This window comes from Pseudomonas sp. TE50-2 (assembly GCF_040813665.1).
GTDB lineage: Bacteria > Pseudomonadota > Gammaproteobacteria > Pseudomonadales > Pseudomonadaceae > Aquipseudomonas > Aquipseudomonas soli.
Map to the genome: position 1 here is coordinate 5,635,407 of NZ_JBFNXN010000001.1, position 11,859 is coordinate 5,647,265.

8 protein-coding genes are annotated in these 11,859 nt (G+C 66.9%); 6 read left to right on the forward strand and 2 right to left on the reverse strand.

Annotation, left to right across the window (positions count from 1 at the left end; translation table 11 throughout):
• Positions 1 to 218: 218 nt before the first annotated feature.
• From wecB to AAHK21_RS25510, 5 genes are all read left to right on the forward strand, one after another.
• Positions 219 to 1,373 (forward strand): non-hydrolyzing UDP-N-acetylglucosamine 2-epimerase, encoded by a 1,155-nt coding sequence (wecB, locus tag AAHK21_RS25490; RefSeq protein ID WP_367858752.1) that lies wholly within the window; start codon positions 219 to 221, stop codon positions 1,371 to 1,373.
• Positions 1,370 to 3,544, forward strand: a complete 2,175-nt coding sequence (gene nrfB / locus AAHK21_RS25495; protein ID WP_267301222.1) for a cyclic di-3',5'-guanylate-activated glycosyltransferase NrfB — start codon at positions 1,370 to 1,372, stop codon at positions 3,542 to 3,544. The genes wecB and nrfB overlap by 4 nt, the downstream gene beginning before the upstream one ends.
• Positions 3,541 to 6,543 carry a phage receptor gene (locus tag AAHK21_RS25500; RefSeq protein WP_367858753.1) on the forward strand — a complete coding sequence of 1,001 codons (3,003 nt, stop codon included), beginning with the start codon at positions 3,541 to 3,543 and terminating at the stop codon, positions 6,541 to 6,543. The genes nrfB and AAHK21_RS25500 overlap by 4 nt, the downstream gene beginning before the upstream one ends.
• Positions 6,543 to 7,382, forward strand: a complete 840-nt coding sequence (locus tag AAHK21_RS25505; RefSeq protein ID WP_367858754.1) for a DUF4434 family protein — start codon at positions 6,543 to 6,545, stop codon at positions 7,380 to 7,382. Before AAHK21_RS25500 ends, AAHK21_RS25505 begins: the two co-directional genes overlap by 1 nt.
• A 71-nt stretch (positions 7,383 to 7,453) precedes the next feature.
• Positions 7,454 to 8,542 carry a diguanylate cyclase gene (locus AAHK21_RS25510; RefSeq protein WP_367858755.1) on the forward strand — a complete coding sequence of 363 codons (1,089 nt, stop codon included), beginning with the start codon at positions 7,454 to 7,456 and terminating at the stop codon, positions 8,540 to 8,542.
• On the opposite strand, the gene AAHK21_RS25515 is transcribed toward AAHK21_RS25510, so the two are convergent.
• Together AAHK21_RS25515 and AAHK21_RS25520 are read right to left on the reverse strand one after the other, a co-directional pair.
• On the reverse strand, positions 8,517 to 9,815 hold the full coding sequence (locus AAHK21_RS25515) for an ATP-binding protein (RefSeq protein ID WP_367858756.1): 1,299 nt from the start codon (positions 9,813 to 9,815) through the stop codon (positions 8,517 to 8,519). The two genes, AAHK21_RS25510 and AAHK21_RS25515, sit on opposite strands and share 26 nt — an antisense overlap.
• Before the next feature lie 6 nt (positions 9,816 to 9,821).
• Positions 9,822 to 10,523, reverse strand: a complete 702-nt coding sequence (locus AAHK21_RS25520; RefSeq protein WP_038706350.1) for a response regulator transcription factor — start codon at positions 10,521 to 10,523, stop codon at positions 9,822 to 9,824.
• Between the two features lie 158 nt (positions 10,524 to 10,681).
• Here AAHK21_RS25520 and AAHK21_RS25525 point away from each other — a divergent pair, with 158 nt between their 5' ends.
• Complete coding sequence (locus AAHK21_RS25525; protein WP_038706351.1) at positions 10,682 to 11,857, forward strand: efflux RND transporter periplasmic adaptor subunit; 1,176 nt, start codon at positions 10,682 to 10,684, stop codon at positions 11,855 to 11,857.
• Positions 11,858 to 11,859 lie beyond the last annotated feature (2 nt).

Below are 11,859 nucleotides of genomic sequence, written 5' to 3' on the forward strand. Positions count from 1 at the left end.
CTAGCATAAACGTTTCCGCAACACCTATCCCTGGCGCTCGGCAAGCACCTTCTCGCCGCTACGACCCCCTCTGCGTGACACTTCAGCAATGGCCTGCACCGCACTGTCCGGGGCACGCCGCGTATTGGACAACCCCGCGATCGGCTGCTTGTATCTATGACTGCAAGCGGCGACACGTCGTACAACTTCGTCCAGGGAATCGAACGAGGAACTACACGATGGCTTACACCGTGATGATGGTATTCGGTACCCGCCCCGAAGCGATCAAGATGGCCCCGCTGGCCCGCGTCCTGCGCGACTGGCCCGAGGTCGACCTGCAGATCTGCTCCACCGGCCAGCACCGCGAAATGCTCGAACAGGTCCTCACCGCCTTTGGCCTCGAGGTCGACCAGGACCTGCAGGTTATGACCCAGAACCAGACCCTCAACGGCCTGGCCCGCGACCTGCTGGACAAGCTCGACCAGGCCTATGAACAGGTCAAGCCCGATATCGTCCTGGTCCACGGCGACACCACCACCAGCTTCATCGCCTCGCTGGCCGCCTTCCACCGTCACATTCCCATCGGTCATGTCGAGGCTGGCCTGCGCACCGGCAACCTGCAGCAACCCTGGCCCGAGGAAGCCAACCGACGCTTGACCGGCGTGCTCGCCGACCTGCACTTCACCCCCACCCGCGACTCCGACGCCAACCTGATCCGCGAAGGGGTGCCGCCCGAGCACATCGCGGTCACCGGCAACACGGTGATCGACGCCCTGCTGTGGATGCGCGACAAGCTGAACAAGGACAACTGGCGCCCCGCCGACGACTCCCCGCTCAATGTGCTGCGTGACGACCAGCGCATGGTGCTGATCACCGGCCATCGCCGAGAGAACTTCGGCAGCGGCTTCGAACGCATCTGCCTGGCCCTGGCCGAACTGGCCCTGCGCTACCCGGACGTGCAGTTCCTCTACCCGGTGCACCTCAACCCGCAGGTGCAGCACGCGGTGTACAGCGTGCTCTCGGGCCGCGACAACATCCATCTGGTCGCGCCCCAGGACTACCCGCACTTCGTCTGGCTGATGAACCGCGCGCACATCATCCTCACCGACTCCGGCGGCGTGCAGGAAGAGGCCCCCGCGCTGGGCAAGCCGGTGCTGGTGCTGCGCAAGGTCACCGAGCGCCCCGCGGTGCTCAAGGGCGGCACGGTCAAGCTGGTCGGCACGCTCACCGAGCGCATCGTCCAGGAGACCAGCCAGTTGCTCGACGACCCGGTTGCCTATGAGCGCATGGCCCAGGTCTACACCCCGTTCGGCGACGGCCACGCCAGCGAGCGCATCGCCGAACGCCTGAGCCGCTGGTTCGCCGAGCAATCCGCCGCACGGGACAACGCATGAGCCTGGCCTTCATCGATTTCCTCACCTACGTCCTGTTCGGCCTGAAGATCCTTGCCATCATCCTGGCGACACTGATGTTCCTGCTGGGCCTGGACGATCTGTTCATCGACCTGTGCTACTGGGGCCGCAAGCTGATCCGACGTTTCCGCATCTACGACAAGTTCGACAAGGCCGACGAAAAGCGCCTGTTCGAAGTGCCGGAAAAGCCCCTGGCGATCATGGTGCCGGCCTGGAACGAGGTCGGCGTGGTCGGCGAGATGGCGCGCCTGGCGGCCTCGACCATCGACTACGAGAACTACCAGATATTCGTCGGCACCTACCCCAACGACCCACAGACCCAGGCCGACGTCGACGCCGTGTGCCTGCACTACCCCAACGTGCACAAGGTGGTCTGCGCCCGCCCCGGCCCCACCAGCAAGGCCGACTGCCTGAACAACATCATCGACGCCATCCTGCGTTTCCAGCAGGACGCGCGCATCGAGTTCGCCGGGTTCATCCTGCATGACGCCGAGGACGTCATCTCGCCCATGGAACTGCGCCTGTTCAACTACCTGCTGCCGAACAAGGACATGATCCAGATCCCGGTGTACCCCTACGCCCCGGAATGGAAGGGCTTCACCGCCGGCCACTACGTCGACGAGTTCGCCGAGAACCACGGCAAGGACGTCATCGTGCGCGAGGCGCTCACCGGCCAGGTACCCAGCGCCGGGGTCGGCACCTGCTTCAGCCGCCGGGCGATCAGCGCGCTGCTGGAGGACGGTGACGGCATCGCCTTCGATGTGCAGAGCCTCACCGAAGACTACGACATCGGCTTCCGCCTCAAGCAGAAAGGCATGAAGTGCATCTTCGCCCGCTATTCCATCACCGACCCGGCGCTGGCCCTCAAGCAGGAGTGGCGCCCCGGCATGAGCCGCGAGTTCGCCCAGGTGATCTGCGTACGCGAGCATTTCCCCCGTGACTGGCAGCACGCTATCCGCCAGAAATCGCGGTGGATCGTCGGCATCGTGTTCCAGGGCACCAGCAACCTCGGCTGGAGCCGCAAGGGCGCGCTCAACTACTTCCTCTGGCGCGACCGCCGCGGGCTGTTCGCCTACCTGCTGAGCTTCCTGGTCAACCTGTTGCTGCTGGTGCTGCTGGCCATGTGGCTGGTCACGGTGATCGCGCCGGAGTCGTGGCGGTTCATGTCGATTCTCAGCGACAGCACGCTGCTCAGCACCTTGCTGTGGCTCAACGGCCTGCTGCTGTTCAACCGCCTGTTCCAGCGGTTCTGGTTCGTCACCCGCTACTACGGCGTCTTCGAAGGCCTGCTCTCGGCACCACGGATGATGTGGAGCAACTTCGTCAACTTCTTCGCCAACCTGCGCGCCCTGCGCCAGGTGATGGAGATGGGCGATTCGCGGCGGGTGGCCTGGGACAAGACCACCCACGAGTTCCCTGCCCTCGCCGCGCCGGCACGCACCCCGCTGGGCCATCGCCTGGTGGAGAAAGGCCTGATCAGCGAAGAACAGCTGGAGCAGGCCATCACCAGCCCGGTACGCCGGCGCCTCGGCCGCGAGCTGCTGCTGCGCGGCTGGCTCACCAGCGAACAGCTGGTCGAGACCCTGGCCGAGCAACTGGACCTGCCCTGGGCACCGCTCAATCCGTTCAAGATCGCCCCGGCGCTGATCGCCAAGCTGCCGCGCAAGCTCGCCACCCACTACGGCGTGCTGCCGGTGGACGAAGACGGCGACACCCTGGTGCTGGCCAGCGAAAGCCCGGTCAGCCAGGTCTCGCTGGGGGTCATCAGCCGCCAGCTCAAGCGCCCGGTGCGTGCCCGCCTGGCACCGCAGGGGCGCGTGACCCTGGGCCTGCGCTATCACTACCCGAGCCCTTGGCAGAAACCCGAGACCCGGGAAATGCTTGAGGTACTCGAACGCCATCAGGACGATGCCGCGCTGCTGGAGAGGGTCGGTACCCACCAGGTGATGCTCGGTTCGCTGCTGCAGGTGCGCGGCATGGTGCCGGTGACCCTGTTCAACCAGGCCCTGATCGACTTCAACCCTGAGCAGCAGAGCCTGGGCGAACACCTGATCGCCCGCGGCATCATCACCGAGGAGGTGCTGCAGCAAGCCCTCGCCGAGCAGGCCAGCGAACAGCAGGCCGCCTACGACCTGACCCGGGAGGTGGCATGACGCCCCGTCTTTCCCTGACCATCGCCAGCCTGCTGCTGTGTTCCTCCGCCCTGGCCGCGCCGACCAAGCCGATGACCGACTTCCAGCGCTTCACCAGCTACCCGTTCATGGAGCGTGGCTACCGGGAGGCGCAGAAAGACAACTGGGCCGAGGTCGAGCGCCTGACCCGCCACGTACTGGGGCGCGTGCCGAACAACAACGAGGCCCGCGCCCTGCTGGCCGAAGCCCTGGCCCATCAACGGCGGTACAAGGAAGCCCAGGCCATTGCCGAAGACCTCGACGACAACCCCGAACACGCCGATGCCCTGCTGGAGCTGCGCCTGACCTGGATCGAACAGGACCCTCCGGCCGCGAGCCAGGTGGAGGCCTGGCTCGCCGACAGCCAGGGCCAGCAGCGCGTGCGCCTGTGGCAGGCCTACAGCGTCAGCCTGGCCAAGTTCGGCGGCGCGGCCAAGGCCCTGGAGTGGCTGAACCATCTGCCGGTACGCGACGATGGCATGGTGTTGCGCATGACCCGGGCCAACTTCGCCGAGCAGTTGCGCAACTGGGGAGAGACCATCGATCAGTTGCAGCCGCTGGCCGACCAGGGCCAACTGCCCCCGCAGGACTGGCAGCGCCTGGCCAATGCGTATATCCAGCAGGTCGATGAAAAGGGCCTGAACACACTCCTGGCCAGCGCACCTTCCCAGGACGCGGCGACCCGCGCCCGCCTGGCCATGGCCAACCGCGCCATCGCCATGGGCCACAACCAGCAGGCCGAGCGCTGGCTGCAGAGCCTGCCCGCCGAGCAACTGCAACACCCTGAGCAGCGCCAGCAGCTGTGGGAGCTGGCCCGTGAAGGCGATGATGCACCGCTGGTGCGGCAGCTGAGCAATGAACTGCAACGCCCGTGCCTGGAGACCGTCGACTGGCTGTCCCACAAGGACCTGAAGCTGGCCCGCGAGCAACTCGGCCAATGCCAGGCCCGCGACAATCCGCGCAGCTATGCCATCCTCAGGCAACGCCTGTATGGCGACCCCACGCAGCCTGCGCAACCGCGCACCGCGGCGCAGTGGGAGCAACGCTACCGACAGACCGGCGATCTCGCCGCCTTGGAGCAAGCCAGCTTCATGCTGCTCGAAAGCGGCCAGAGCGAGCGCGCCCGGCAGCTGCTCGACAACGCCTACGCGCGTCGCCAAGGCAGGCTGACGCCCTCGCTGCTGCAACGCCTGGGCAATCTCTATGCGCGCAACGACGGCCCGCTGGACGGTCCACGCATGCTTGCCCTGGTGCCACGGGTCGATGCCGTCACCCGTGGCCAGTTACTGGGCCGCCTGGCCGAAGCCGGCCAGTGCGACGCCGTGCGCAAGGCCATCCCGGCCACCCCGGTCGAAGCCGGGCAGTATCGCGCCCTGGGGCGCTGCGCCATGCCTGATCAGCCAGGCGAAGCGGTGGTCTACTACCAGGCCGCCGAACGCCTGGGCGATAGCGGCAGTCGCCTGCCCCTGGCCTACGCCCTGGAAGCCTCCGGCGACTCCCACGCGGCGCTGCCGATCTGGAACAGCCTGCCGGCCAGCGCCTGGACCGACAATGCGCGCCTGACCGCCGCCCGTGGCGCGCTGAACGCCGGTGACGCCGACGCCGCCCGCCGCCACTGGGATGCGGCGGCGCACCAGAGTGCCGACGACTGGGCGCTGGGCGCCGCCATTGCCCAGCGCCAGGGCGACCCGCAGCAGGCACTGGCCTTCCAGCGCGAAGCGCTGCGTCATGCCCCGCGCGCCGATCACTACTACGCCGCCGCCGGCACCGCCCAGCAGGCCGGCGACAGCGCCCAGAGCAGCGCCTGGCTGGCCGAGGCCGTGCGCCTGGCGCCGGACCAGCCGCGTTACCGCGCCGACTACGGCATGCGCCTGGCGGGCTCGGCGGACAAGCAGCAACGCCGCCAGTCCATACCCTACCTGGAGCGTGCCACCCGCGACTTCCCCGAGGACTACCGCCTGGGCGAGACCCTGGCCCTGCGCTATGACGAGGTCGAGGACAGTGCCTCGGCCCGCCGCGAGCTGCGCCGGGTACTGGACGTGGAGCGCAACCTGGTCGACGGCGACGATGAGTACGGCAGCCTGGAGGCGCGCAAGTACCGCCAGCGCCGCGCCCATGAAGCCCTGTCGCGCCGCGACAGCATCACCCTGGCCAGCACCTGGTCGCCCGCCGGCACTTCGACCAACGACAAGTTCCTCGACAGCGGCGAACGCAGCGGCACCTCGCGCCGGGCCCGCTCGCAGAACGTGCAGCTGGCGATGTGGGACCACGCCCTGGGCGAGGAGCCCAGCCGCAATGGCAGCACCCTGTCGGTCTACGGCCGCGTGCTGTTCGGTGGCCAGAGCCGCACCGACTACGCGCAGAGCATGGGCACCGGTGTTGGCCTGCGCTACAAGCCGCTCGGCCAGGCCAACCTCAACCTGTACGCTGAGCTTTATCACCAGCGCCAGATCGACAGCACGCACTACAGCGGCCTGAGCCTGGGCGAACTGCTCAGCCCGGCCAAGGTCGGCGGCAACTGGGGCGACCTGCGTCACAACGCCGAATCGAGCAACGACCTGCTGCTGCGCGCCACGGCTTCGTTCCTGGACCAGGGCAAGTACCGCAACGACTGGCGTATCGACGAGGACGACTGGGACGAGCGCTTCCTCTACCTCGACGCCGCCTGGTGGACCCGTGCCGGCGACCATGCCTGGCTGTCGCGCTTCCAGCAGGGCCATGCGTGGAAACTGCCCAGCCAGTCGCCGCAGACGATCATGCCCTACGGCTTCCTCGAGTTTTCCAGCCAGGACCCGAGCAACGACTGGCGCCAGGACGCCCGCGCCGGGGTCGGCGTGCGCTGGCAGTGGTGGTTCGACGACGACCGCTACAACGCCTATCGCGGCTCGCTGAAAGTACGCGCCGAGTACCAGCAGGCACTGGGCGGCAACCTCTACGAACGCGGCAACGGCGTGCTGCTGGGTGTGGAGATGAACTTCTGATGCGTAGCTTCCTGGCTCTCTGCCTGCTGATCCTGTGGCTACCCGCCCAGGCCGACCAGCGCCTGTTCTACCAGCCGCTCAACCGTGACGCGAACGTTACCCCGGCGCAGTGGCAAAACCTGTGGCGAGCCACCGTGGCCCAGGGCGGCAAGACCCTGATCGTGCAGTGGAGCGCCTACGGCGACAGCGACTTTGGAGGCTCCGAGGGCTGGCTGGCCGGGAGTCTGCGCGAAGCGCGGGCCCAAGGCCTCGAGCTGGTGCTGGGCCTGTACATGGATCCTGCCTACTACCAGCGCCTCGAACAGCTCGACGGCGAAGGCCTGAACAGTTACTTCAAGGCGCAGCTGGGACGCTCGCTCACCCAGTACCAGCAGCTCAAGGCCGAATGGGCGCTGCCGGTGGCCGGCTGGTACCTGCCCATGGAACTGGACGACCTGCACTTTCGCGACCCGGCCAGGCGCGATGCGCTGCACAAGCAATTGCAGGCTTTCAACCGGCAACTGGACAAGCCCCTGCATATCAGCGCGTTCAGTGCCGGTCAGCTGTCGCCACGGGTCAATGGCGCGTGGCTGGAGCAGTTGGCCAGCCTTGGCCTGAACGTCTGGTGGCAGGACGGCGCCGGCACAGGCCGCCTGGCGCCGCTGGTACGCCAAGGCTACGAACAGGCCCTGCCCTGCCGGGTGGGCATCGTGCGCGAGGCGTTTCACCAGGTCAGCAAGCCTGGCCAACCGTTCCGCGCCGAACCTGCGCAGCCGGCGCTGAGCGGAGGCTGCCACGCCGAAGCCGTGTTCGCCCTGCGCTATCGGCCCTGGGCCAGAGGGACGCTTTCCAGGGATTGAAACCAGCCGCCTGAACGGATCTCTTCGCGAGGCCGGCAAGAACAGCACAATAGCCGAGGGCATCCTCCAGCATGTACAAGACCCTCGAAGCCCACATCCGCCAACAGGTCGCCCCCGCCGCCCTGCGCGCCGAGTTCCGCCAGCACGAATTCGAGGCCATGCGCCGTTTCTGCCTGCTGATCTTCTGTATCGGCATCACCATCTGGCTGGTCTTCGACCTGATCGTCAGCTACCTCGGCGGCCAGGGCTTCACCTGGCTGTCCGGAGTATTCATCGCCCTGCTGTGCAGCCTCACCGTGGTCCTGGGTTTCACCCGCAGGAGCCAGCATTTCGACGTGCTCAACCTGCTGTTCGTGGCGGTGATCACCCTGGCCATGCGCCTGGTGATCGAGGGCATCCCCATCGCCCTGCGCCCGGTATGGCTGGTGCTCGGGGTCTCCACCGTGCTGTACACCGTGTCGGTGCTGCCGGTGCGGCGCTGGTCGTTCTTCTGCGCCATGGGCATCACCTGGATCATGCTCAACCCCTTCTTCCACACCCGCATCGAAGCCCTGGAGCTCGAAGGCGCGATGCTGATCAGCTACGCGGTATGCCTAAGCGGCCTGGTGATCTACAGCTACCTGCGTATCCGCCAGGCCAAACTGCACAACTTCTACCTGACCAAGGTACTGCTGGAGCAGGCCTATATCGACGCGTTGACCGACATCCCCAACCGTCGCTCGTTCATGGCCAAGGCCGAAAAGCAGCTGCAACAGGCCGGCGAACAGTACCTGGCGATGATCGACATCGACAATTTCAAGCAGGTCAACGACCGCTTCGGCCATGACATCGGTGACGAGGTGCTCAAGCGCGTGGCAGCGCACATCAAGGCAGCGATGATCGGCTACGAGATCGCCCGGCTGGGCGGCGAGGAATTCGCGATCTTCTTCCAGGGGCTGGATGAAACAGGCGCCGAGCAGCAAGTTGCGAGGCTGTGCCAGCGGGTGCGCGAGGACCTCGGGGCACACCCGGTGACCATCAGTATCGGCCTGGCCCGGATCGATAGCGGCGATACCCTGAGCACGGCGCTGATCCGGGCGGACCAGGCACTGTACGAAGCCAAGCATACGGGCAAGGACCGCGTCGTCCGGTGGACTACCCGGCTGGCAAGCGAATCCTGAACTGCGCCCCGCCCAACGCCGATTGCGCCACCGTCAGCGTGCCGCCCTGCCCTTCGATGGCCCGCCGGCTGATCGCCAAGCCCAAGCCGAAACCACCCGTGTTGCGATCGCGGCTGCGGTCCAGGCGGTAGAACGGCTGGAAGATCCGCTCACGCTCCTCGACCGGAATGCCGATGCCGTCGTCCTCGACCGTCACCAGGCAGGCGCCATCCTCTTCCAGGCGCAGGCGCAGCAGCAGGCTTTCGTCGCAGTAGCGCATGGCGTTGCGCACCAGGTTCTGTACCGCGCGGGCAGTCAGTCGCGGATCGAGGACGAAGCGTGGCAGGTCGGCGTCGCATTGCACCTCCCACTGGATGCCGCGATCGTCGAGTTCTTCGGCGAAACCACCGAGCACGCTGTCCACCAGCTCGAGCAACGACACCTCGACCCGCTCGCGGGCCTGGTCGGCGCTTTCCAGGCGGCTGTAGGACAGCAGCTCAAGCACCAGCTCGTCCAGCTCGCGCACATGGCCCACCAGCCCCAGCAGGCGTTTGCGGCTGGCAGGTGGCACCTCGTCGAACAGCAGCACCAGGCCGAAGTCCAGGCGGGTCAGCGGTGTGCGCAGCTCGTGGGACACCGCGTTGAGCAGTTCACGCTGCTGGTTGACGTGGCGCTCCAGGTCGCTGGCCATGGTGTCGAATACTCCGGCCAGCTCACCAATGTTCGAGCGCGGCGAGATATGCGTGCGCTCGGACATCTCGCCGCGCCCCAGGCGCCGGGCGGTGTCCTTCAGGCGCTCGAGGTCGCGCCAGTGCGGCCATACCCACAGCAGCAGGCAGCCAAGCATGGCCGCGCCGATCAGCACGGTCACGCCCCAGGACAGCACGTTGATGTCCAGCGGGTCGTCCGGCGAGTGCAGGCGCACCAGCCAGTCCTGGTCCAGCGGCGCCAGCGCCGTTTCGTAGTAGCCCCAATCGGCCATGCGCACCACATACAGGCCATGTTCGAGCCGGGCCTTTTCCTCGCTGCTCAGCTCGGCGTCGTCCATGCGCAGCAAGCGCACCTCCAACGGCTTGAACGCCGCGGCCAGTTCCTTTTCCACCGTCGGCCATTGCTCCCGCGGGGCCTGCCGGAACTGACGCACGATCAGGGTCTGCACGCCCTTGGCCTGGTCGAGGTTGTAGGCCATGAAGCGATCGTGGAACAGCCCGACGATGGCGTCCGGGATCAGCAGCAAAGCACCGGCATAGGCGACGATGATCACCAGGTACAACCGCACCAGGATCTTCAGCATGGCGTATCAGTACTCCCACTCGACGCGGCTGAACAGGTAGCCCTTGCCCCATACGGTCTTGATCTTGCGCGCCTCGCCGGCGCTGTCGTCGAAACGTCGGCGCAGCTTGGAGATGGCCACGTCCACCGAACGGTCGGTGCCGTTGAACTCGATACCGCGCAATTGCTGGAGTATGCGGTCACGGCTCATCACCTCGCCGGCGTTGCGCGCCAGCACCACCAGCAGGTTGTACTCGCCGCTGGACAGCTCCACTTCTTCGCCGCGCCAGTTGACCGTGCGCTCGGCCAGGTCGATGCACAGGCCGCCGATCTGGATCAGGTCGCAATCCAGGCGCGGCTCGTTGACGCTGCTGCGGCGCAGCAACGTGCGCACCCTGGCCAGCAGTACGCGGGGTTCGCACGGCTTGGTAACGTAGTCGTCGGCGCCCATCTCCAGCCCCAGCACCTGGTCGTGGCTGTCGTCGCGGGCGGTCAGCATGAGGATCGGCAGGCTCTGCGTCTCCTGGCGCAGCAGGCGGCATACCTGCAGGCCGTCCAGGCCCGGCAGCATCAGGTCGAGGATCACCAGGTCCGGTTTCTGCCGGCGGAATTCGTCCAGCACATGGTCGCCGCGGGCAATCACCCGGACATGGAAATCATTGCGTTGCAGGTAGCTGGCGATCAGTTCGGACAACGCGCTGTCGTCTTCGACCAGGAGAATGTTCGGCATAAGGGGATTTGACGAAAGATTGAAGTAAGGCAGGATATAGAATCCCGGGCGGGCCACCGCCGATTGTTCACACTTTTTCACACACGCCCAACACAGCTTAACAGCCGCCACCCGAACGGCTGCTTTAGCATACGCTGGATCAAACCTGGAAGATCCGTATGTCCACGCTCCGTGCTTTGCGCCTGCGCCCTCTGGCGCTGCTGGCGCTGATGACCCTTTCCCTGGCCGCTTGCAACGACGCCGCCGAGCAGGAAGAAAAGGCCCCGCCCTCCCAGGTCCGGGTCGAAACCCTTGCCGTGCAGCCACTGGCCATCAGCACCGAACTCAGCGGCCGCATCCTTGCCCCACGCACCGCCGAGGTGCGCGCCCGGGTGGCCGGGGTGGTGCTCAAGCGGGTGTACCGCGAAGGCAGCGACGTCAAACAGGGCGATGTGCTGTTCCTGATCGATCCGGCGCCGTTCAAGGCCGACTTCGACAGCGCCCGCGCCACCCTGGCCAAGGCCGAGGCGACGCTGTACCAGGCGCGCCTGCAGGAGCAACGCTACCGCGAACTGGTCGACGACAAGGCCGTCAGCCGCCAGGAGTACGACAACGCCCGGGCCGCCTTCCTCCAGGCCGATGCCGCGGTCGGCGAAGCCAAGGCGGCGCTGGAACGCGCGCGCCTGAACCTGGGCTACGCCACCGTCACCGCACCGATCTCCGGGCGCATCGGCCGCGCCCTGGTGACCGAGGGCGCGCTGGTCGGCCAGAGCGAGACCACGCCGCTGGCCACCATCCAGCAGTTGAACCCGATCCACGCCGACGTCACCCAGTCGACCCGCGAACTCAACGCCCTGCGCCGCTCGCTGCGTGCCGGCGAGCTGCAGCAGGTGGGCCGCGACCAGGTCAAGGCCACGCTGATCCAGGACGATGGCAGCGCCTACCCGCTGGCCGGCAAGCTGTTGTTCTCCGATATCAGCGTCGACCCGAGCACCAACCAGATCACCCTGCGCAGCGAGTTCCCCAACCCGGACCTCGACCTGCTGCCCGGCAGCTATGTGCGCGTGCGCCTGGACCAGGCCGTGCAGCCCCAGGGCATCAGCGTGCCGCAACGCGCCATCCTGCGCGACAGCGCCGGTGTGCCCAAGGTGCTGCTGGTCGACCAGCAGGACCGCATAAGCGAACGCCAGGTGACCCTGGGCAGTGCCCAGGGCGACCGCTGGATCGTCAGCGAGGGCCTGGCCCCGGGTGACCGCGTGGTGGTCGAGGGCCTGCAACACGTGAAGGCCGGCGACCAGGTGCAAGTCGACGAACAACCAGGCGCCACCGCAGTCGCCCAACACAACGGCCAATGAGG

Coding starts and splice junctions, on each gene's coding strand:
- AAHK21_RS25525 (WP_038706351.1), top strand. CDS start 10,682: ATGTCCACGCTCCGTGCTTTGCGCCTGCGCCCTCTGGCGCTGCTGGCG.
- AAHK21_RS25500 (WP_367858753.1), top strand. CDS start 3,541: ATGACGCCCCGTCTTTCCCTGACCATCGCCAGCCTGCTGCTGTGTTCC.
- nrfB (WP_267301222.1), top strand. CDS start 1,370: ATGAGCCTGGCCTTCATCGATTTCCTCACCTACGTCCTGTTCGGCCTG.
- wecB (WP_367858752.1), top strand. CDS start 219: ATGGCTTACACCGTGATGATGGTATTCGGTACCCGCCCCGAAGCGATC.
- AAHK21_RS25515 (WP_367858756.1), bottom strand. CDS start 9,815: ATGCTGAAGATCCTGGTGCGGTTGTACCTGGTGATCATCGTCGCCTAT.
- AAHK21_RS25510 (WP_367858755.1), top strand. CDS start 7,454: ATGTACAAGACCCTCGAAGCCCACATCCGCCAACAGGTCGCCCCCGCC.
- AAHK21_RS25520 (WP_038706350.1), bottom strand. CDS start 10,523: ATGCCGAACATTCTCCTGGTCGAAGACGACAGCGCGTTGTCCGAACTG.
- AAHK21_RS25505 (WP_367858754.1), top strand. CDS start 6,543: ATGCGTAGCTTCCTGGCTCTCTGCCTGCTGATCCTGTGGCTACCCGCC.